General features: G+C 43.2%; 16 protein-coding genes and 1 pseudogene. All 17 read left to right on the top strand.

The window, feature by feature from the left end; genetic code table 11:
* Positions 1–330 precede the first annotated feature (330 nt).
* Positions 331–882 (top strand): type VI secretion system-associated protein TagF, encoded by a 552-nt coding sequence (gene tagF / locus Q9I99_RS10365; protein ID WP_081462523.1) that lies wholly within the window; start codon positions 331–333, stop codon positions 880–882.
* 4 nt (positions 883–886) lie between these two features.
* Positions 887–1954 (top strand): type VI secretion system protein TssA, encoded by a 1068-nt coding sequence (gene tssA, locus Q9I99_RS10370; protein ID WP_118778766.1) that lies wholly within the window; start codon positions 887–889, stop codon positions 1952–1954.
* Between the two features lie 67 nt (positions 1955–2021).
* Positions 2022–2540, top strand: a complete 519-nt coding sequence (gene tssB / locus Q9I99_RS10375; RefSeq protein WP_301668230.1) for a type VI secretion system contractile sheath small subunit — start codon at positions 2022–2024, stop codon at positions 2538–2540.
* Between the two features lie 33 nt (positions 2541–2573).
* Complete coding sequence (gene tssC / locus Q9I99_RS10380; protein WP_118778765.1) at positions 2574–4073, top strand: type VI secretion system contractile sheath large subunit; 1500 nt, start codon at positions 2574–2576, stop codon at positions 4071–4073.
* A gap of 87 nt (positions 4074–4160) precedes the next feature.
* Entirely contained in the window at positions 4161–4643 is a 483-nt protein-coding gene (locus Q9I99_RS10385) for an Hcp family type VI secretion system effector (protein WP_025457420.1), read from the top strand.
* A 160-nt stretch (positions 4644–4803) separates the two neighbouring features.
* Positions 4804–5619 (top strand): type VI secretion system accessory protein TagJ, encoded by an 816-nt coding sequence (locus Q9I99_RS10390; protein WP_025457421.1) that lies wholly within the window; start codon positions 4804–4806, stop codon positions 5617–5619.
* 33 nt (positions 5620–5652) lie between these two features.
* Entirely contained in the window at positions 5653–6165 is a 513-nt protein-coding gene (gene tssE / locus Q9I99_RS10395; RefSeq protein WP_025457422.1) for a type VI secretion system baseplate subunit TssE, read from the top strand.
* Complete coding sequence (locus tag Q9I99_RS10400; RefSeq protein ID WP_025457423.1) at positions 6162–8138, top strand: type VI secretion system baseplate subunit TssF; 1977 nt, start codon at positions 6162–6164, stop codon at positions 8136–8138. The genes tssE and Q9I99_RS10400 overlap by 4 nt, the downstream gene beginning before the upstream one ends.
* Positions 8135–9175 carry a type VI secretion system baseplate subunit TssG gene (gene tssG, locus Q9I99_RS10405; RefSeq protein ID WP_025457424.1) on the top strand — a complete coding sequence of 347 codons (1041 nt, stop codon included), beginning with the start codon at positions 8135–8137 and terminating at the stop codon, positions 9173–9175. The genes Q9I99_RS10400 and tssG overlap by 4 nt, the downstream gene beginning before the upstream one ends.
* Before the next feature lie 90 nt (positions 9176–9265).
* On the top strand, positions 9266–11917 hold the full coding sequence (gene tssH, locus Q9I99_RS10410) for a type VI secretion system ATPase TssH (RefSeq protein WP_301668229.1): 2652 nt from the start codon (positions 9266–9268) through the stop codon (positions 11915–11917).
* A 143-nt stretch (positions 11918–12060) separates the two neighbouring features.
* Positions 12061–12687 (top strand): type VI secretion system lipoprotein TssJ, encoded by a 627-nt coding sequence (gene tssJ, locus Q9I99_RS10415; protein ID WP_025457426.1) that lies wholly within the window; start codon positions 12061–12063, stop codon positions 12685–12687.
* Between the two features lie 25 nt (positions 12688–12712).
* Positions 12713–14056, top strand: a complete 1344-nt coding sequence (tssK, locus tag Q9I99_RS10420; RefSeq protein WP_107863900.1) for a type VI secretion system baseplate subunit TssK — start codon at positions 12713–12715, stop codon at positions 14054–14056.
* Between the two features lie 24 nt (positions 14057–14080).
* Entirely contained in the window at positions 14081–15346 is a 1266-nt protein-coding gene (gene tssL, locus Q9I99_RS10425) for a type VI secretion system protein TssL, long form (RefSeq protein WP_301668228.1), read from the top strand.
* Positions 15347–15377: 31 nt separating this feature from the next.
* Positions 15378–18935 carry a type VI secretion system membrane subunit TssM gene (tssM, locus tag Q9I99_RS10430; RefSeq protein WP_301668227.1) on the top strand — a complete coding sequence of 1186 codons (3558 nt, stop codon included), beginning with the start codon at positions 15378–15380 and terminating at the stop codon, positions 18933–18935.
* Positions 18936–19077: 142 nt separating this feature from the next.
* Positions 19078–21351, top strand: a complete 2274-nt coding sequence (locus Q9I99_RS10435; RefSeq protein ID WP_025457430.1) for a type VI secretion system Vgr family protein — start codon at positions 19078–19080, stop codon at positions 21349–21351.
* 12 nt (positions 21352–21363) lie between these two features.
* Positions 21364–22500 carry a DUF2169 family type VI secretion system accessory protein gene (locus Q9I99_RS10440; RefSeq protein WP_118778758.1) on the top strand — a complete coding sequence of 379 codons (1137 nt, stop codon included), beginning with the start codon at positions 21364–21366 and terminating at the stop codon, positions 22498–22500.
* An 82-nt stretch (positions 22501–22582) separates the two neighbouring features.
* Positions 22583–22681: pseudogene (locus Q9I99_RS11610) on the top strand (PAAR-like domain-containing protein); the annotation flags it as partial.

Here is a 22681-nt window from a genome sequence, read left to right on the forward strand (position 1 = left end):
GGAATATTTGAGAAACTTGAGAAACTAAGTCAAAATGATTATGACTTTTTTAGAATGACATTGCAACAAAATTATAACAAATAAGAAACTGTAAACACAGTGTGTCTTAAGACGTTAAGAATAAAAATAACGTTTTGTAAATACAAAAATATCATAAAATGCTTACTTCCTTCACCTATTTTTTGATATGTAAAAAAATATCAATGCATAAATCAAATGTATGGTAAAGTATTCGCAAAGTAGGCATATTGTATATGTCTGAGATAAGATTATAATCAATAACTTAAGTAACTTTATTTTTGTTAATTTTATTTTAAGTGGTTGTTATTTATGCGGCAAATAGAAACCTACTTTTTCGGAAAGCTAAATCAATCTCGTGATTTTATTGTTTCTGAAAATCTCCAAGCTAACGATAAAAATTTTTGGGATGGATGGTTTAGTCGTTGCGCCAACCAAGATAAGTTAATTCCATTTACCCGAAAGGTGCTTTTTGCATCCCGCATTTGGCTGTTTGGTATTAAACTGCCTGATAGCATTACCTATATTGGTATAACCGCCCTTAGCTCAGATCAAACTGGTAGACAATATCCTTTTGTATTATTTCAAAAGCTTTACACCCTTTCCGAACAGTTAAACTCTTTTAATTTTTTTTACAAAAATGTAGATTTTTTTAACCAAACATTAATCAACGGTAAATGTTTTATAACAAATTGCTTAGGTACGCTTCATAAACCTGACCATCCATTATCCGAGTCTTTCCTCAATTTTTTATCTAAATCAGATAATATCGGCAGCTTTTGGATAGAATGTGAAAGTGGTAACCATATAGAAAGAGACGGGGAACCGACATGTTCTCTGTTCAATAAAATATTTGGATTATAAGTAGATGAGTACATTTCCCCTATGGGCTGAACCAATTTCCGCAGACATCCCTGAAGGAGTAAATATTGAATACGATAGCCGCTTTTTAGAGCTTCAAAGCGCTGCCGAAGGAAAACCGGAACGTCAATATGGTGACACCATCATCCCTGCGGAAGAACCTGATTGGGCTACAGTAGAGAAGCTATGCAATCAACTGCTGGCTGAATCAAAAGACCTCCATGTTTTAGCCTATTACACACAGGCTCTTACCGCAAAACACGGGCTGGTTGGCTTTTGCGCCGGCTGCGAAGCCATCAAAACCAATGTGGATTTATATTGGAAATCCCTATATCCCAAACTCGAAGATGAGGACGGCGAATCCGACCCGTTTTATCGAATCAATGCATTAAGTGCGTTCACGACACTTGATGGCATCGCCAAAGAAGTATTTTCAGCTAAATTATTAGTAAACGGACTGACCCAACAGCCTATTACCGTTAAAGAAGCAGTTTCTGTCTTGCAAGGCAATGACCCTCAAAGTTATCCGGGCGGCAAAGAACGTTTGATGCTCGATATCAGGGTAAGTGCCGATACCGGCAAACCGGAATTGATTGCCTTAATCCAGGCATTAGACCATCTGAAAGATATTCAAAACACTTTCTCGACCCAGCTGCAAGACGAACACTCACTCAATTTTGAAGTGATTCAAAAACCGCTTACCCTGATCCACAAAGCCATCAATTACAATGATGGAAGTACCCCGCAGCTGCAACATGCTGAACAAACGGAACAACCCGCTGAAACGCCCGTTTCGACCGTTGCTCAAGAGCAATCGACCCTTCAAGAAGCGGATGCATGGCGTCGTCTGAATATCAAAAATCGGGCTGATGTCGATTTGGCTTTGGAAAAAATCTGCATTTACTTTGAAACGCTGGAACCCAGCCACCCTGCCCCACTATTTATCCGTAGGGTACAGCGACAAATGAATATGAACTTCTACGACATCATGAAAGATATTAGTCCTGAAAGCATTGCCAATCTGGAAGTTTTGATCGGTAAGCCTGACGAAGAAACTGGAACCTCCAACGAATAAGGTAGTCTACCCGCAATAGTGAAGTTCGTTTAAATAAACAACTTTTATCATTTAAAGGTCATTGAATATGTCACGAAACAAATCATCCGGACAAAAATTTATTGCCCGCAACCGGGCCCCTCGCGTACAGATTGAGTACGATGTAGAACTTTACGGCTCTGAGAAAAAAATTGAGCTTCCATTCGTTATGGGTGTGATGGCAGATTTGGTCGGCAAACCTGTGGAGCCACTGCCCGAATTGACCGAACGCAAATTTTTGGAAATTGACGTAGATAATTTCGATGAGCGTATGAAAGCCCTCAAACCTCGTGTGGCATTTAATGTAAAAAATACGCTTTCCGGTGAAGGCAATCTGAATGTAGAGCTTGAATTGGAAAGCATGGATGATTTCTCTCCGGCAGCAATCGCCAAAAAGGTAGGTCCTTTAAAGGAACTCCTACAAGCGCGCACAGAGCTTGCCAACCTGCTTTCATATATGGATGGTAAGAGTGGTGCTGAAGAATTAATCGGAAAAGTCTTGGGAGACAGCGAGCTGCTGAAAAGCCTTGCAGCTGCGCCTAAAGCGTCTTCCAAAGACGAGCAGTAATTTCAGATGAAATCAATAAAGTGAGCGTGAATCATGACTGAAAAGCAATTAGATATCCAAGGGGATAGCGGCGCAAAAAGCGTATTCGCCGCGAATGAATTTGAAAAGCTACTGCAAAAAGAATTCAAACCTAAAACCGAAGAAGCTAAAAGTGCCGTAAACAATGCTGTGGCAACTCTTGCCCAACAGGCCTTGCAAAATGCCATTACTATTTCAGACGACACTTATCAAACTATCGAAGCAATTATTGCCGAGCTCGACAGAAAACTCTCCGAACAGATCAATCTGATTCTACATCATGAAGATTTCCAAAAACTGGAAGGCGAATGGCGCGGTCTGCATCATTTGGTTACAAATACCGAAACTGATACTTTGTTGAAAATCAAGGTATTGCCAATCTCCAAAAAAGAAGTTGCCCGCAACTTAAAACGCTTCAAAGGCACTGCTTGGGACCAAAGCCCCCTATTCAAACGTATTTATGAAGAAGAATATGGTCAATTTGGTGGCGAACCTTTTGGCTGTTTGATTGGCGACTACTATTTTGACCACTCTGCACCCGATGTAGAAATGCTCAATAGTCTTGAAAAAATTGCTGCCGCCGCACACTGCCCATTCATTGCCGGCGCATCTCCCAAATTAATGCAGATGGAGTCTTGGCAGGAATTGGCCAATCCTCGTGATTTAAGCAAAATTTTCCAAAATGCCGAGTATGCCCCATGGCGCAGCCTGCGTGATTCCGAAGATTCGCGTTATATCGGTTTGGCCCTGCCACGTTTCTTATCCCGTCTGCCTTATGGTGCCACGACAAATCCTGTCGATGAGTTTGACTTCGAAGAAGAAACTGAAGGCGCGGATCACAACAAATACACATGGGCCAATGCGGCTTATGCAATGGCGGTAAATATTAACCGTTCATTCAAATATTATGGTTGGTGTACCTCAATCCGCGGCGTGGAATCCGGCGGTATCGTTGAAAACCTTCCCTGCCACACATTCCCGACGGATGACGGCGGCGTGGATATGAAATGTCCAACCGAAATCGCCATCAGCGACCGCCGCGAGGCCGAATTGGCAGCATTGGGATTCATGCCGTTGATTCACCGTAAAAATACCGACTTGGCTGCGTTTATTGGTGCTCAATCGCTGCATAAACCGTCTGAATATTATGATCCAGATGCCACGGCTAACGCCCGCTTGTCTGCGCGTCTGCCTTACCTGTTTGCGTGCTGCCGTTTCGCCCACTATCTGAAATGTATCGTACGCGACAAGGTCGGTTCATTCCGCGAGCGTGAAGACATGGAACGTTGGTTAAACGAATGGATTATGAATTATGTAGATGGAGACCCAATTAACTCCACTCAAGAAACAAAAGCCCGTAAACCGTTGGCTGCTGCTGAAGTGGTTGTGGAAGAAGTTGAAGACAATCCTGGATATTACACTTCCAAATTCTTCCTACGTCCGCACTACCAACTCGAAGGCCTTACTGTTTCATTGCGCTTGGTTTCCAAACTGCCTTCGGCTAAACAGGAATAGTCGGGTTTGGTTCATTTAGGTGGGCATGTTCATGCCCTGTTGTAGAATCCCTTAATTTTTCAACCTTTTAACAAGGAGAGTAAAAACATGGCTATCGATATGTTCATGAAAGTTGAAGGTGTTAACGGCGAATCAAAAGATTCCAACCACAAAAACTGGACCAACATCGAAAGTTTCGACTGGGGTGCCGAGCAACCCGGTTCGATGACCAGCGGTGGTGGCGGTGGTGCCGGTAAAGTCAAGTTCAATGACTTGACCGTAGTTGCCGCTATTGACAAAGCCGCACCTACCATTCTGAAAAACTGTGCTACCGGCCAACACTTGAGTAAAGTAGAAATTTCCGTATGCAAAGCCGGTGGCGAGCAGATTGAATATTCACGCACTACTTTGGAAGATGTCTTGGTAACCGGCGTGAAATTCATCGGCGTACAAGACAACGATGCGCTGAAAATGCGTTACTCATTCCAAGCTGCCAAAGTGAAAAACCAATATTGGGAACAAACCGATAAAGGTTCTAAAGGCGCTGAAGTTCAAATGGCCTTCAACATCAAAGAAAACAAATCCGCATAACCACTATGCGCATTTAACTGCAGAAGCCTGGCTTAAAAGGCGTTTTAAGTCAGGCTTTATTTACAATAAATTTACTTTTCAGACGACCTCTGTCTTCCTGAAAAGTTAATCGGGTTTCGACTATTACACACTTTAGGCAAACAAATAAGGAGTTGCTGGGATGGATTTGAAGACTAAATTAACGGACATGATTGAGCTTGTACGTTCAAATCCTGACAATCAGGAACATCGTTTGGCATTGATTCAATATCTCTGTCTGGGTGCCAAATGGGAACAGGCCCTAAAGCAAATCGGGCAATACCAAAAACTTTTTCCCGATACTCAAAAGCCCCTGATGCTCTACCTTATTGAAAACATTTCTGCCGAAATGCGTCGCCAGGCAGTCTTAGAAACACAGCAAAAACCCAAAACTCTGGAACAACACGCAAGTAAACTCGATATTCTTCAAAAACAACTCTCTTTAGTTGCTCATGTTGCAGAGAAAAAAAGCTCTGCCCTCACTGCCGACTACGAAGCCTTATCCGACTGTATCGACGGTACGCCGGCACACATCACTTATCTTCTGGCAGATAAATCAGTTGCCGAAACCGACAGCAACTGGATTATGGATGGCGACGTACGTACTGCTTTTGTTTATGAATTCTTCTATCAAGGCCACTACTATTGGCAAACTTGGGACTCTATTGAAAGTATAGCTTTCAAAGCACCAAGCTCGTTGCTCGACATCATCTGGAGGTCGTCTGAAATCAAATTTACCGACGGCGAATGTATCCAATGTACCAGTCCTGCCCGCTATACCGTTTTGCCGGATGCAGAAACTGAATGGTCGGATATGTTGATGAACTGTTCGCAAACAGACTGGATAGAAGTAACCGAACAGCTCTTTACAGGCATGGGTCAAAAAACCCTGTATACCGACAGCCATGATTTTGGTCTCTTGGATATTCGCAATATCAAATTCGGACAACAGCGTTAAACCTTACCCATCCTCCGACTACCGCAATCAATCATGTCGCAATTCAGAAACCAACTGCTGCCTTCTTTGTTTGACAGACTGACAGATAAAGAGCCGCGCAAAAAAAAAGAGGCACGCCCCGATCAGGTCATCAATCTTGACCAATATCGGCAGGCAGTGCTGCGCGATATTCTTTACCTGCTGAATACCTACAACATGCAAGCGGAGGCCATGGAGAAAGATCTGCCTGTCAATGTGCGCTCGTCCACACTAAATTATGGCATTCCGCCTCTGTCGGGAGTGAATTTCTCCGACATAGAATGGCAGGATGTAGAACAAAATATCAAACAAGCCATCATCGATTTCGAACCACGCCTTGAAAGCAAAACCCTGCAAGTTATCGTAAATACCGTAGACGATGATAACGATGCTTTACACAACAAACTCATTATTGAAATCAAAGGTTACCTGAAACTCAATCCTTATCCCAAAGAGTTCCTGTTGCGAACCAGTATGGATGTTGAGACAGGATTGTTTGACTTATTAGATGGGGGAAATAGGTCTTGAATAATAAATTATTGTCTTACTACAATAAAGAACTGACCTTCCTGAAGGAAATGGGCAGGGAATTTGCACAGCAATACCCCAAAATCGCCTCCCGCTTGGCACTGGATACAACCGACATCCCCGACCCTTATGTCGAAAGGCTATTGGAAGGTGTAAGCTTTCTCACTGCACGCACCCAGCTCAAGCTGGATGCGGAATATCCCCGTTTCGTACAAAGAATCTTAGAAGTCGTTTACCCTGACTTCATCAATCAGAAACCGGCGGCAGCTATTGTCAATTTGGAACCTACCGGTCAATACAACGCCGACGTTATCAATCTGCTGGAACGTGGCAGAGTATTACGTTCATTGCCTATCGACGAATTCAAAGTAAGTTGCCCATTTTCCGTAACCAAAACCACTGAAATCCTACCGTTACGCATAGCAAAAGCCAAATATACCGATTCGCTCGGTTATTTACCAAGCACACTCCCTGCGCTCAAACCATCTTCCGGAAAAAAAGTACAATCTGCTTTGCGTTTGGACTTCTCGCTCAGCGTACCTGGCGCATGTTCGGAAATGTTGCCGGATGAATTATCTGTGTTTTTAGGTACAGAACTTTCTAAGTCATCTGCACTGCTGTTTTTGCTGGCCTCAGAATGCGTAAGCGTCGTTTGCCACAGTTATGAGAATCCCAAACAATGGTATTACCCGTTGTCCTCCAAACCGGAACATCGGGGATTTCGGGAAGATGAAGCCTTATCGTTTAATTTGGACAAATCCGTCAGTGCATTCCGGATTATGCAGGAATACGCGCGTCTGCCGGAAAAATTCCTGTTTATCGCTCAAAAAGATATCAAACAGGCTGTCCGTCAGGCTGAGAATGACGGACATTTACCCAAAGTACCCGAACATTTGGAAGAAATCGTAAACGATAAGGGCGTCAATAAAAAAATCATTACTTACCGCAAACGCTATTTCAGTCTTTCATTTTTATTCAGCAACAAAATACCTGAATTGACAGAACTGATCGGCGTAGAGGATTTTTCTGTCAATGCGGTGCCGGTGGTGAATCTATTTAGAAAAAAAAGCTCCCGCTTTCCTGTAAATATCCAAGATCAGGAACACCACGTCATCATCGACCGTACGCAGCCTTTGAATTATGAAGTCTACGCCATCGAACAAGTAAAAGGCTTCGACACCAACAACCGCCAAACCGTTGCATTTTCGCCGATGTACAAAGCGCCGGATATGGGACTCTTCCCCGAAGCCCAAACTCAGCATGCTTATTTTTCAGCACGGCGTGCAGACAGAGTTCCATCGGAAAATTCTGTCAAAAATGGCTTCCGTTCTTCCTACTTAGGCAGCGAAGTGTTTTTGTCTCTGGCCGACAATCGGGATTACGCCTTCAATTCCGGCATACAACATCTTTCCGTAGATGCTTGGTGTACCAGCAGGGATTTGCCACTGATGATGCCGCGAGACGGAGAGTCTGATTTCCTGATTGAAGGTTTCCTGCCGGTTAACTCTATTAAGCTGATTTCTAAGTTAACACGTCCTCAAGCGGCTGTGAGTGAGGATCGAACGCTTTGGTCTTTTTTAAACCAATTAAGCTTGAACTATCTGTCATTATTAAACATCGACCAAGAAGATGCACCCGTCACCTTAAAAGAGCTTTTAATGGTGTTTATTTCTTCCGAAAATGATTTGCTGAAAAAACAGATTGAGTCGATTACACGTGTTGAGACTTCCACCGTGAACAAGGTAGTCCGTCATTACGGAGTTGCGGCGCCTGTTCGAGGCATCAAAATCACGGTTACGCTGGATGAAGCGCAATTGGGCGGTATCCATCCCTTCCTGTTCGGCTCAGTTTTAAACCATTACTTCCAACGTTTGGTGTCGATTAACTCATTCATACAGCTTCAAATTGACACACTCCAACAAGGACATATGGCTACTTGGCCGACTGCTGTTGGAGAGAGGGTAATCGTATGAGCCCAATCAACGCTCAAACAGATTTTAGCGACTCATTGGACGATACGTGGGATGAAAAACTGACTGGCTTTTTAAATAAAATCACCTCCCAGCCCTATAAATACGATTATTTTTCACTCTTGCGCCAGCTTGAATCCGTCAAATTTGTTACTGGCGGAAAATTATTAGGCAAAGCCGTCAGCCCGAAAATGGAAAAAATAAGGATTCGCCAAGAGCCATCACTTATTTTTGCTCCTCGCAACATCCAGTCGGTTGCCCTATCGCCGCGTTATGTGGAAATTTCCATCAACGGATTCGGTTTGTTCGGACCATCAGGTCCCCTGCCTTTGCATTTGACCGAATATGCCTATGAGCGCCAACATCAACACGGCGACCGAGCATGGACCGGTTTTGCCAATATGTTGCAACACCGTTTGGCTGTCTTGTTCTATCGGGCATGGGCCAACGCTCAAAGCATTACTTCTTTAGACAAAAATGCTGAAGACCGTTTTGGGAAATATATCGCCAGCTTTAACGGGCTGGATACACCGACCATACATAATAAAGGCTTAATCCACGAATTTGCCAAACGTTATTTTGCCGGTCTGTTGATGAAGCAAAGTCGTTCGGCAGCCAATCTTCAACAACTGCTCAACCGTTATTTCAAAGTCCCCGTTACCATTCAAACCAATGTCGGGTATTGGGTTGAGGTTGCAGAAGAAAAAACGCAAATCGGAATCATGGGTAACTATACGCTGGGAGATGGCTTGCTGCTAGGTGACAAGCTTTACGATGTTCAAAGTAAATTCCGCATCATCATCGGCCCACTTACCCTACCCGCTTACCGATCATTCTTCAAAGACGGCATCAATACCGCCCGCTTACGAGAGTGGGTAAGACTGTTTGCCACAGATGAATATGAATGGGATATACAGCCTGTTTTAATGCAAAAAGAAGTACCGCTCATGGACTTAGGTGGACAAACACAACTCGGCTTAACAACTTGGCTGGGGAATGTTTCCCGTGATGCCGGAGACTTGATCGTCAGCAACCATTAAACAGCCTTTTCAGACGACCCCTTTGTTAGGAAAAGCTTCTTTCAAACTATTTTTAGACATACTTGGAATAACTTAATTTAAGGACACATCATGTCAAACATCAGCCGCAGCGTATTATTTGGCAAGTTGAATACCACCTTGTATAAAACTCTGGAAAATGCCTACACCTTCTGCCGTCTTCGTGAAAACAGTTACGTTGAGTTGGTTCACTGGCTTCATTCTCTGTTGCAAACCGAGAAAACCGACATCTTCTGTCTGATCAACAGTTTTAATTTAGACGAAGCCAGAGTCCGCAAAGATGTATTGACAGCGGTTGAAAAACTTCCTGCCGGCTCGACTGCTGTCATCGATTTTTCCGAACATATCCAATCCCTTGTCGAGCAAACTTGGACATACAGCTCGCTCAAATTCGGTACCGACAAAATCCGTACTGCTCATATTTTCTACACCATTCTGGAAAATAAAACTTTACAGAGTATTGTAGCCAATATTTCCTCTGAGTTTCTCAAAATCAAACCGGAAACATTGGCGAACAATATCATCGCTATTACTGCAAACTCTGAAGAAAATCTCGGTGTTACCCAAAACGCCTTATCTTCGGAGCCTAATGCTACCCACAAAGAAAGTGCCTTGGCCAAATACGGCAGCAATCTCACTGAAAAGGCGAAGAATGGCGAAATAGATCCCCTTACCGGTCGCGATGCCGAAATCAGACAAATGATCGACATCCTGATGCGCCGCCGTCAAAACAATCCGATTCTCACAGGTGAAGCCGGAGTCGGTAAGACAGCCGTAGTCGAAGCATTGGCATTGCGTTTGGCTACTGGAGATGTTCCGCCCGGATTGAAAGACGTTCAATTAATCCTGCTGGATATCGGTTTGCTCAAAGCAGGTGCCAGCGTCAGCGGAGAATTTGAATCACGTCTCAGAGCAGTGATGGATGAAGTGGAATCCAGCCCGATTCCCATTGTGCTCTTTATCGACGAAATCCATACCTTGATTGGTGCAGGCGGTGCAGCCGGCACGGGCGATGCAGCCAACCTGCTCAAACCTGCACTGGCCCGAGGCAAACTCCGTACCATCGGCGCAACAACATGGGCAGAGTACAAAAAATACTTTGAAAAAGACCCTGCCTTAACCCGTCGTTTCCAAGTAGTGCAAGTGGATGAGCCGGACGAAAACAAAGCCATCAACATGCTTAGGGCATTGAATGCTTCTTTGGAAAAACACCATAACGTGATTATTCTCGATGAAGCAATTCAGGCAGCCGTAAAGCTTTCCCACCGCTACATCCCTGCACGCCAACTTCCCGATAAAGCTGTCGGCTTGATTGATACTGCCTGTGCGCGAGTTGCAGTCAGCCAGCATGCTGTGCCTGGCAGTATCGAGTTTCTGCGCAAGAAATCCGAAGCATTAAAGCTTGAACAAGAAAATTTGGAACGTGAGAAAAAACTCAGTTTCGATTCTGAAACACGGATAACCAATATCGGTAAAGAACTGACTGAAATCGAAGGTCGCCTGAAAAAATTAGAAGACAGATGGAAATCTGAAACAGACTTAGTTACCGAGCTATTGGATGTGCGCGAACAAATCATGCATGCGGAAGAAGGAACGGCTGAGAAAGAAAGTAAGCAGCTGTACACCCGCCAAAAAGAGCTGGTTAATAAACTGAAAAAACTACAAGGTATTCAGCCGCTGGTTATGCCTTTAGTGGATAGCCGTACCGTTGCCGACGTTGTGGCTGATTGGACAGGTATTCCCGTTGGTAAAATGATGAAAGATGAAGTTGAGGCTGTCTTGCAACTTGCCGACACTCTAAACAAACGCATCATTGGCCAACGTCATGGTTTGGATGCAATCGCCCGTCGTATCCAAACATCACGTGCGAATCTGGATAACCCTAACAAACCTATCGGCGTTTTCTTGTTGGCAGGTCCTTCCGGCGTGGGCAAAACCGAAACGGCATTGGCTTTGGCTGATACATTGTACGGCGGTGAACAAAACGTAATTACCATCAATATGAGTGAATATCAGGAAGCTCATACCGTATCCACCCTGAAAGGCGCGCCTCCGGGCTATGTCGGTTATGGTGAAGGTGGCGTACTGACCGAAGCCGTACGACGCAAACCTTATAGCGTTATCTTGCTTGATGAAGTAGAGAAAGCACATCCGGATGTGCACGAAATCTTCTTCCAAGTATTTGACAAAGGCTGGATGGAAGACGGTGAAGGTCGTTATATCGATTTCAAAAACACCATCATTATCCTGACTACCAATGTAGGGACGGACTTGATTATGGATATGTGTGACGACCCTGAAATGCTGCCTACTCCGGAAGGTTTAACCAAAGCCTTGCGTGTTCCTATGTTGAAAACCTTCCCTGCCGCGCTATTAGGCCGTATGCAAGTGATTCCTTACTATCCGCTATCTGACGATATGCTCTCAAAAATTGTGGAATTGCAATTAGGCCGTATCGTAGATCGAATTAAAAACAACCACGGTATCGACCTGCACTACACGCCTGAAGTGCTAAAACTGATTACTTCGCGCTGCACAGAAGTAGAGTCAGGTGGCCGTATGATTGATGCAATCCTGACCAACACGGTTCTACCGCAAATCAGTCGTGAACTGCTTACCTCTGCAACTCAAGGCAAACAAATTTTAAGCGTAAATATTGATGCAAGTAATCATGACTTTACTTATCAATATAAATATAAACTTCGTAAGAAAAATGCTTTATAATTTTAGATAATATTAACAAAATTTAGTATTTCTAATCAATTAGAACAAACCTATTTATTTCCCTAATAGTCATATATTGTATGACTGATTTAAATATTTGTTGTCAGACCTAATCAATATTGATGGACTTGAAGGCAATTAAAATGCATAAACAACTAATAAAATATATATCATTCTTAATGATATCCTTAATGGTAAGCTCATGTGCTTCCGACCATAAACCCCCTAAAGAATCTGATGAGAGTGGGGAAGAAATTGATGTACAAATCATAGTTTCTCCTGATGTGAATCCTAATATAGTTGGTCAACCTTCTCCCATCAGGCTGGATTTATATCAGTTGTCTTCTGATGGAGAGTTCAAAAAATCAAACTATTTTGAACTTACCAACAATGCCAAAGAAAATTTAGGTGAGAAGTTAATCCAGCAGAACCAATTCATGCTGCATCCTGATACGGTTACCATATTGCCGATTAAAATGGATTCGCACCTGAAATATCTAGGCGTAGTCGCAAGTTATCGAGATTTGAATAACAGTCAATGGAAATTGGTATTATTGAAGCAGAAGAAACAATGGTATCAATTTGGTAAACATTATTTCTATGTAAACGTTGGTAAAAATAAATTAACCCAATTATCAAAGTTAGAAATGGAGGATATGTTAAAGAAATATAAAGAGCGGCACCCTGACGATAAAAAAATTAAAGAAAATGGAGAAGTACGCAAATACGGCAGCGACCTTAGTAAGGGCATTTTCCGTGAAGAAAAATAATAACTAAAAAATTAAGGATGAAGGCATGGCAATGGAAGCAAAAGTAGTATGGTCAGAGGGTATCTTTATTACTCCTCAACATTTCCAGCAATTTGAACGTTATCTTGAATCCGGCTTACGCCAATTAACCGTTTCTCAAGGGGGTCATTTTTGGGGATTCTCTTCGCTGGTATTAAATTCAGACAGCCTCAAACGAGGGGTAATTAGTATTAATGAAGCAGAAGGGGTTTTTCCCGATGGCTCTGTATTTTTGTTCTCGCAAAAACAGCTCGAAAATCTGACTCTAAAAGTTCCTGCAAATATTAAAGACACCAAAATCTGCCTAGCTGTTACTCTGCCTTCTTCTGTAAATAATGAGATTTATTTTCCAAATCAGGACTCTTCAGACTCATGTCGCTACAAAGCTTTTAATAAAACTCTAGCAGACACTACAAATACTGAATTAGATGGTCGTCAGGTAACACTGGCAGATCTTAATCCGATGTTAGTTTTAGAAAACGACTTAACCAGCGGACAAACTGCCCTGCCCATTGCTCTCATCCGTTCCAGCTCTGCGGACTTTGAAATCATTCTGGACGAATCATATATTCCGCCTTGTCTCGGAAGTCAAAAGCAACAGCATCTAAAGGCTTATATTTCAGAGATCTATGGTTTATTGATGCAAAAAAGCAATAGCTTGGCTAATGCTGTGAATGATCCTAATACCGGCGGCTCTGTTGAAGTTATGGACTTCATGATGCTTCAAACCATTAATCGATATTTGGCATATTTGCATCACGAAAATGAAGGCGCACGACAAACACACCCTGAACAATTATTTATTAATTTATCCAAACTATGTGCTGATTTAATGACCTTCCTGCCTTCTCGCAAAGTAGGTGATATCCCAGTATATAAGCATAATGACCTAGCCTCATGTTTCGGTAAGTTATTTTTCAATTTACGTAAATCATTATCTATCGTACTTGAACAACGAGCGATTAGGATTCCGCTTGATATGCGTGATGAAGCGACTCGCGTTGCTCAAACACCAGACCAAAGTTTACTGGACAAAGCTTCATTTGTTCTTGCAATTAAAGCCGATATGCCGAACGAAGCATTGCGCCAAAAAATTCCTAGTGTAGTAAAAATAGGTACCGTGGAAAAAGTAAAAGAATTGGTTGCTTACCACCTGCCTGGAATTAGGGTGCACGCTTTATCTGTTGCACCAAGAGAATTGCCATACCACAGCGGTTATGTCTATTTTGAATTGGACAAAAAGCACGAGTTGTGGGACATGTTTGATACTTCATCAGGCATGGCCTTCCATTTAGCCGGTAATTTTCCGAATTTAGATGTTGAATTTTGGGCAATTAAGTCTTTAAGTTAATTTGGTTTAATTTGGAATTTCATTATGGATAACCAGAATAATGCTGCACACGGCATCGCAAATATTTATAACCCTTTGATTGAGGCTGCCAAACCGGTTTTTATCTTAGTCAATGCGATGCAACAAACTACCAGTCAATTGTCTACTGACAGTTTGATCAACAAATTTTCTATCCTAATCAATAATTTTGAAGAAAATGCTGAAAAAAATGGAGCAAGGTATGACGCTATTCAGGCCGCAAAATACTGCCTATGTACTTTCGTAGATGAATTAGCTGTTCGTGCGGGTTGGGCAGATCAAACTTGGTCCAAAAACAGCCTGCTAGTATCTTTCTATGACGAAACATGGGGAGGAGAGCGTTTTTTTGAGATTATTCAAAATCTAAAGCAGGATCCGGATAAAAATATTGATTTATTAGAGTTCATGTACTTATGTTTGCAATTTGGCTATAAAGGCAAGTATCAAGTATTAAACAGTGGCGAACTCGAAATTGACAAAATTAAAAGAGACTTGCTTGCCTCAATCCATAGCAAAAGACCAGATCAAACTGCTGCTCTTTTCAAACACAATCCAATCATTACAAATACCATCCAGAGAAAACAGAGACTTACTATTCCTTTATGGGTAGTAGGTGTTTTAGGGGCTGTCGTCTTAGGAGTAGGCTACTTTGCCATGCAATGGTCTTTAGGTGATGATTTTGATACTGCCAGTACAAAAGTCAACAATCTCAAACTTCCTCCTGTCACAGCCAAACAGCAAAAAACACAAGGCACTATACGGTTACGGCCTTTATTAGAAAATGAAATTGCTAGAAACCTAGTCTCGGTGGAGGACTTCCAAGATAGAAGTACGGTTACTATTTTAGGTGATGGTCTTTTTGAGTCTGGCTCCGCACAAATCCAAGACCAATATTACCCTGTCTTGGCTAGAGTCAGCCAAGCTTTGGATAGCGTAGAAGGACAAATCGTAGTTACTGGATATACTGACAACAAACCTATTCAAAGCTTGAACTTCCCATCTAACTGGCATCTCTCTCAGGCTCGGGCAGATGCAGTAAAAGAAATTTTATTGAATTACATCAAAAATGGTGGAACACGTATTCGTTCCGAAGGACGTGGCTCGACCGATCCTGTTGCACCAAATAATACTTTGGAAAATAGAGCTAAAAACCGAAGAGTTGAAATAACCCTATTCACAACGGGAACCGGCCCTAAACTGGGGAGAGCAGCGGAAGTAAAAACCAATACTTCAACTACTCAGCCAAACAGTGATGTAAATACACATCAATAATCTGAAATTGGATTGATACGGAAAAACAAATATGAAAAAAACTCTTTATTTTCTAGGCTCCCGTTCTTTATGGGTAATGTTGGGTATCGCCGGTCTGATTATATTGGTATGGTTTATCGGCCCACTTATTTCCATAGGTGAAATTCGTCCCTTAGAAAGTAAGGTCATTCGCCTTGCTGTGTGTGTTGCCATTGTCAGCATTTGGTTGGCTAAAGCTATATTTCGCCAATATCGTGAGTCACGCCGCAACGCTGCCTTACTGAAGGAAATTCGCGCAGCGCAAGAACCCATCTTGAAAAATGCAGGCGATGTTAGCTCAATGAGCCGTCAGTTTGCTGAAATGGATAAAATACTGAAAAACGCTAAATTCTCCAAATCTAAAAATAGTTTATTGGCGAGATTGGAAGAAGGTCAGTATCTTTATCAAATGCCGTGGTATGTTGTTTTAGGTGCTGCCGGCTCTGGTAAAACAACAGCGTTAAAACGTTCCGGTCTCAACTTCCCCCTAGAAAGCACTTTAGGAACATCTGTAAGTGGCTTGGCAGGAACGCGTGATTGCGATTGGTTTTTATCGGATGAAATTGTACTTCTCGATACTGCGGGCAGATTGTCGTTACATGACAACCACAGTAATAAAGACTCCAGCGACTGGGAAGAATTTGTATCCCTTCTGAAGCGTTACCGTCCCAAACAACCTATTAACGGTGTATTGGTTACCGTAGGAGTAGATGACCTTTTGGGAGGTAAAACCAATATCCCCGAAATTTCTGCAGAGCTTCGCAAAAGAATCCATGAGATGCATACTAAATTAGGTATACATTTCCCCGTTTATCTCATGATAACCAAACTGGATTTACTGCATGGTTTTGACAAATTCTTTGATCATCTGACTGAAGAACAAAGAAATCAATATCTGGGAATTTCTCTTTCTGATACGGAAGGGACGGAAACTCCTATTGCCACTGCTTCCAACGCTTTATCGGAAGTTGTAGATAAATTGCGCTCCTCTATGTTGGGCACTATTCACCAATTGGAATCTTCTGAAGATAAAGCCGCAGCTTTTGCTTTTCCTGAAGAATTTGAACGTCTTAATCAGGCGGTACTTTCTCTATTCAAAGAGTTATCTAAATCTTCGAAATTTGAGCAACCTATTTCATGGAGAGGTGTTTATTTTTCAAGCGGCACCCAAACAGGGCAACATTTCAATCCTATCTTGGATGGCTTGCAAAATGATTTCCAATTATCGAAAAAATACTTGGATTCAGATCGAACCAAAACTCAAAACAACGAGCGAAGTTTTTTCCTGAACAGACTTTTTTCTGACGTTATCCTAAGTGAAGCAAACTTGGCAGGAGAAAATAAATCATGGTTTGTTAAAAAACAAATGCTCTATTGGTTAGGCATTGGAGCTATTGTTGCCATAATTGCCGCTTGCTTGGCCATGATGCTAAACAGTTACTCAAATAATCGCTCATATCTTGAGCAAGTTGGCGATAAAGCAACCAAATTAAGCCAAGAAGCGAAAAAATACACTGAAGCTCCCAATCTACTCGAAGCGGTAACATTTGCAGAACATGTCAAAGATACGACCGGCAGTAAAGAGATTCTGGATCTCTCTTCCCCTCCTCTTAGCTATCGCATAGGGCTTTACCAAGGCAGGCAAATGAAAGACGTTGGAGAATCTGCCTACCGCAGAATCCTTCAAGACAACGTGATGCCTTTAATCAGCTTTAAATTAGATGAACTTCTGCGTACAACCAGCGGCTCAGTCGGAGTTAATGGCTACAATGCTTTAAAAGCTTATCTGATGATGTATGACAAAGAACATTTTGATGCCGCTTTTATGCAAAACTGGCTGATGACTAATTTGTCTGAAGCAGAATCTTCAGGCATGAGCAACCAACAGAAAAAATCTGTTGAAAAAGCTTTACACCAGATTCTTTCCAAGCAAAGCATTACTCCTAGCGCACCCTATGATGAAGCATTGGTTGAACGTCGTAGGCAAGAAATTGCCCAAAGAGATATTGCAACTATGGTGCTGGAGGATACCATCAATACTGTTACTCTCTCAGGCCAAGAAGGAATCACACCTGTTTCTCTTTCAAGTATGGGCGGTGTGCAAAGCCACTTATTGTTCCGTCGTAAAACTGGTAGAGCTTTAAAAGAGCCTATTGACTTCATTTATACCAAAGAAGCCTACATTACCAAAGTATTACCTGCTATGGTTAAATCGGCAGAACAATTTTTTAATGAAGATAACTGGGTATTGGGTAGCTATGCCTCACAAAGCCAAAGTAAAGCTACTGTTCTTTCTGATGCTCAAAAGCTTTATTTCAACAATTACATCAAGGCATGGAATAACTATTTGTCTGATTTGTCATTGGTTGTACCTAAATCATCTCGAGAAAGTATTCAGATTGCCAAACTTTTGTCAGAGAAAAATTCGCCCTTGGTTAACATTATCAAAGGTATCAGTGACAACACGACGCTTACCATTGATAAAAAGATAACCGATAAAGCAGACAGTAAAATTGCCGACTGGTTAAATAGAGCAGGTCTGTCAAAGCTTTTAGACACTGAAGGAGAGGCCAATGAGAAAGATGAATTGGCTGCTTTGAAACTGGCCACTCCTGTTGATGATGCTTTTGCAGATTTTCATAGCTTAACTGAAACCACAAACGATCAACCTCCGGCTATTAACAGCGTTACTGAAGCCATTAATGATCTGTACGTTTATTTGGTTGCTGTTAATGTTGCAGTTGAAAAAGGCGTAGATTTACCTCCTGATGATCCGTTTGTGAAATACAAAGCTGAAGTAAACCGGCTTCCTATGCCTTTCCGCCCAATGTTAGACAGTTTTTCTGAGATTATTTTGAACAACACTGACAAGATTGTCGATGAGAAACTTATGTCCACCTTGGAAAAACAGTTGGCAACCGTAACAAACAGTTGCCAAGAAATACATCAACAGGGTTACCCTTTTGATAGAGGATCTGAGACCAATGTTGCCTTGGAAAGCTTTAGCAATATATTTGGTCCAAACGGCATGTACAGCAAGTTTACCAATTTGTCAGGGGAGGCCGCCATATTGGCGCGTTCAGAAAAACTGGAAACATTAGCGGCCAAAAACAGCGCATTTAAAGAGCGTTTTTCCAAACTGAACGACATTGCAACAATCCGACAAGGATATTTCGACAAAGGATCTGAAACGCCTACTTTTGGCTTTACAATCAAGGTCTTGCTCCTTGATCCCAGCCTGGAAAGTGTGAATGTTTCTTATGCAGGGAAAAGCTATGTATACAGTCATGGCCCAGTCAATCCTGCAACCTTTACCTGGCCCTCAAAAGAAGAAAATGCCTTGGCAAGAATCGATGTTTCCTCTCCGCAAATCAATAGTGCGGGTATCAGCTCAACCGGGCCATGGTCAATATTCCGTCTGATTGAAAAAGGAAAAATCATTCGTCAAACAGGAAACAATACCGTTGTCGAATACAACATCCAAGGCAAAAACGTTGTGCTTGAATTTACTACTTCTACAGCCTTCAACCCCTTTAATTTAAATAAATTAAGGAATTTTCAGTGCATTTGAAGGTCGTAGTGCGAATGTAAGCAGGTCGTCTGAAATCACATATTCCAACAAGTTTCTGCCACAGTCCTGTGTGTGATTGAAAAATAGAAAGTCTGACATTGAAGCGAAATTGGTTTTTAATGTAAACAAGGAATTTCCCGAAATGAATAGAACAGTCGTTGCTCATACACCTTTGGGATCACAACTATTATTCAAAAAAATGCTTGGAACAGAATTCGTTTCAAACCTTTTTGAATTTAATATCACTTTAGTTTCCAAAGATTCCAATTTACAAGGCAAAGATATTATCGGACAACCAATAACATTGGAAATTGATACAGAAGCAGGCAGTCCGCGTTATTTGAACGGTTTGGTGACTGACTTCGGCTATATCTGCGAAGATGAAGACGAAGAAGACTATCATGCCTACACCTGCACAGCTCGTCCGTTTATGTGGTATCTCACCCAAAATACCGACAGCAGAGTATTTGTCGATAAATCCGTTCTAGATATTGCCAATGAAGTCTTATCTCCCTTCGGATTCCCCTTTCAGGTTAAATGCCAAAAAAGCTATCGTACAAGAGGCTTTTGTGTTCAATATCAGGAAAACAGTTTTGACTTCCTGAGCCGCCTATTTGAACAGGAAGGCATCTACTATTACTTTACCCACAGCAACGGTTCGCACGAGCTGGTTATTGCTGATGATGTCGGTATTCTGGAAGCCATCTCTTCTCCTAACATTCCTTACCATTCCAAAAATACTGCACCCGGAGCACCCAACATCGCCTATATCGATGTTTGGGAGGAACGTGATGCCCTGAAATCCAGCCAGTTCGTGACTCAGGAATACAATTATAAAAACGCCAAAGTCCCGATGAAATCTTCTGACTCGGTTCACGATTTCAGTTCTGTCCCGATGGAGCATTATGATTTTTATACCGGCTTTAGCGATGTTTCCGAAGCGCAAAATTACAGTCAGGTACGCAGTGAAGATTTGAAAAGCCAAACTAAGATCATTACCGGTTCAGGTACTGCATTGACGGTGGCTCCGGGTTATACGTTTACCCTGAGTAAGCACCCGCATTCATCATCCAATACCGAATACACCATTCTGAAAGCAGATTATGATTTTGAAGAAGCCGGCTATACTACCGGCGATCGTATCGGCAAATTCAGAATTTCATTCCGCGTATTGCCCAAATCCTACCCATACCGCCCTCCCCTTAAAACGCCAAAACCCAAAGTTTTGGGCACACAAGCGGCGACGGTAACGGGTCCTGCCGGAGAAGAGGTTTATACCAACGAGTATGGCGATATTAAAGTGCAATTCCATTGGGACCGCTACGGTAAAATGGATGAAAACAGCTCCAACTGGGTTCGGGTAACGCAAGGTTCTGCCGGTGCGGGATACGGTTCTATCAACACCCCGCGTATCGGTGAAGAAGTGCTGGTCGACTTCATCAACGGCGATGCCGACCGACCGATTGTATTGGGTCGTCTGTACAATAGCGCAATGTCGCCACCATGGGGCTTTCCTGCCGCGGCCAAACAGTCCGGTATCAAAAGTAAAAGTTTTAATTCACCACTGGCCAACTTCAATGAACTGATGTTCAACGATACTGCCGGTTCCGAGATGGTCAATTTCCAAGCGCAAAAAGACCTGACCTCACTGGTTAAAAATAACGAAACCCGCAACGTTAACAACGACCGTACCACCACAATCGGTAACAACGAAACCGTTACAGTAGTAGGCGATCGGGCGAAAACCGTCCAAAAAAACGAAACTGCTTCAATTACCCAAAACCGCACAAAATCGGTGGGTCAAAACGAGACCTCCAGCATTACCAAAAACCAAAGCATTAGTGTAGGAGACAATCAAAGTACCAGCGTAGGTAAAGACCAAAGCGTCAACGTGGGTAAAAATCGCAGCCGTTCTGTCGGTTTGAACGAGAAAGTAGGCATAGGACAGAGCCAAGCGTTGACTATCGGACAGGATCAGAACGTTGCTGTCGGCAAAAACCAAGCTCTGACCGTCGGTGCCAACCGCAACAAGACCGTTGTAGCCAACGAAGTCAGTAGTATCGGCGGCAACAGACAGGAAACCGTCAGCCTGAATGGCATGAACAATGTCGGTATCGGACAGATGACCAACATCGGTGCAGGCTATATGTTGAACGTCGGTGCAGGCTGGATGACCAATGTCGTCGGCGCAGAAATGCATAGCGTCGGTTTGGTGATGGGTCTCAACGCCGGTATGAACATCGGTCTCAACGCCGGTCGAAACATCACCCTGTCCGCAGGCAAGAAAATTACCATACAAGTCGGTAATTCTATGATTTTGATTGATAAAAACAAAATCAGCATCGTCAGCAAATCGATCAAGATCGTCGGTACGAAGGAAGTGGATATCGATGGCAAAAAAGTCGATATCAACTAGAGAAGATGCGCCATGTTTGAGTTGCAGAACTTTACCTGCTTTCATACGCAGCAGTTTAAAAACATCGACCAAACAGATCGGGCTTATGATGTAGTCGTTGCCAAAGTCAGCTACGAGTTTGAAATTGACCCGGAAACAGGAAAAACGGAGTTTGCGTTTGCCCGTACGCAAACGCCGCTCACGTTTGCCGATACCTATTACGGCGATCCTTCGCAAACCTCGACTCAGTTTGAAAGCGACTTCAGCCTCTACAAACCCAAAACCGACTTGGTCGTCAATGCAACTGCCTACGCACCCGACGATGTTCCCTCTCGGCAATTTACCGTATCCGTAAGTATCGGCGATTACCAAAAAAGCCTGGCGCTTACTGGAGAGCGTTACTGGGTGCGGGAGGTGGCAGGATGGTCTTTGAGCGAACCCGACCCCATCCTTTCCCTACCTATCCGCTATGAGTTTGCCTTTGGCGGCAGCGCAGTCGAAGACGACCACACAGGCTATCAGCAGAACGCCATCGGTATCGGCTACTATCCGAAGGCCGAACTCAAAAAAAACGGGTTCAAGCGGACGCTGAAAGCTCATCAAATCTACGACCCTGCACACCCGGTGCGCGATCCGTCCGATAAGGCTGAGCCCGAAGGCTTCGGCTTTATACCCCGGTATTTCGCACTGCGTGCCCAACATACCGGTACTGCCGATGAGCAATGGATAGCCAACCGCGCTCCGCTACTGCCTGAAGATTTTTCTATGGCCTATTGGAACGGCGCCCATCCCTCGCTGCAACTTCCCCATCTGAAACCTAACCATATTTACGAACTAACCTTTACCGGCATGGTGCATTCCTTCCAAGCCCCCAACCAACGCTTTACCGTTGATTTGCCGGTAGAAACGGTGTTCGTCCACGCCCATACGGCAACTAACTCGTCATTGTGCAAAGATATGGTATTGGACACCATACTTGTCGATGTGGAACAACGCCGCATTGATTGCAGCTACCGCACATCTTTTCCAGAGGAACTGGAAATTGCGGCATGCCAGCTCAGATTCATCGCCCGACACGAACGAGCAGATCAAATCGCGGCCGCTCAAGACTGTCGGGATTCTCAGGATGAATTTATCCCAATCCCGCCATCTTTGGCAGCACACATATAAACCACGCATAGGTTGTCTGAAACTCCAAACCCTCATTCACCCAGCTTTCAGACGACCCCATCCCCAACAGGAGCAAGCCGCCATGGCATTCAATAAAATCGCCCGTAAAAGCAGTGACTTCAGGGTCGTCTTTACCGTCCCCGATTTCTGCTGGCCGCCCCCTCCTGCTCCACCAGTCGCA

Origin of the sequence: Neisseria basseii (assembly GCF_962707005.1) — a bacterium.
Taxonomy (GTDB): Bacteria; Pseudomonadota; Gammaproteobacteria; order Burkholderiales; family Neisseriaceae; genus Neisseria; species Neisseria bergeri.

What these genes read in the sequence shown, in the direction of transcription:
- tagF (WP_081462523.1), top strand. Translation starts at nt 331, where the DNA reads ATGCGGCAAATAGAAACCTACTTTTTCGGAAAGCTAAATCAATCTCGT.
- tssA (WP_118778766.1), top strand. Translation starts at nt 887, where the DNA reads ATGAGTACATTTCCCCTATGGGCTGAACCAATTTCCGCAGACATCCCT.
- tssB (WP_301668230.1), top strand. Translation starts at nt 2,022, where the DNA reads ATGTCACGAAACAAATCATCCGGACAAAAATTTATTGCCCGCAACCGG.
- tssC (WP_118778765.1), top strand. Translation starts at nt 2,574, where the DNA reads ATGACTGAAAAGCAATTAGATATCCAAGGGGATAGCGGCGCAAAAAGC.
- Q9I99_RS10385 (WP_025457420.1), top strand. Translation starts at nt 4,161, where the DNA reads ATGGCTATCGATATGTTCATGAAAGTTGAAGGTGTTAACGGCGAATCA.
- Q9I99_RS10390 (WP_025457421.1), top strand. Translation starts at nt 4,804, where the DNA reads ATGGATTTGAAGACTAAATTAACGGACATGATTGAGCTTGTACGTTCA.
- tssE (WP_025457422.1), top strand. Translation starts at nt 5,653, where the DNA reads ATGTCGCAATTCAGAAACCAACTGCTGCCTTCTTTGTTTGACAGACTG.
- tssG (WP_025457424.1), top strand. Translation starts at nt 8,135, where the DNA reads ATGAGCCCAATCAACGCTCAAACAGATTTTAGCGACTCATTGGACGAT.
- tssH (WP_301668229.1), top strand. Translation starts at nt 9,266, where the DNA reads ATGTCAAACATCAGCCGCAGCGTATTATTTGGCAAGTTGAATACCACC.
- tssJ (WP_025457426.1), top strand. Translation starts at nt 12,061, where the DNA reads ATGCATAAACAACTAATAAAATATATATCATTCTTAATGATATCCTTA.
- tssK (WP_107863900.1), top strand. Translation starts at nt 12,713, where the DNA reads ATGGCAATGGAAGCAAAAGTAGTATGGTCAGAGGGTATCTTTATTACT.
- tssL (WP_301668228.1), top strand. Translation starts at nt 14,081, where the DNA reads ATGGATAACCAGAATAATGCTGCACACGGCATCGCAAATATTTATAAC.
- tssM (WP_301668227.1), top strand. Translation starts at nt 15,378, where the DNA reads ATGAAAAAAACTCTTTATTTTCTAGGCTCCCGTTCTTTATGGGTAATG.
- Q9I99_RS10435 (WP_025457430.1), top strand. Translation starts at nt 19,078, where the DNA reads ATGAATAGAACAGTCGTTGCTCATACACCTTTGGGATCACAACTATTA.
- Q9I99_RS10440 (WP_118778758.1), top strand. Translation starts at nt 21,364, where the DNA reads ATGTTTGAGTTGCAGAACTTTACCTGCTTTCATACGCAGCAGTTTAAA.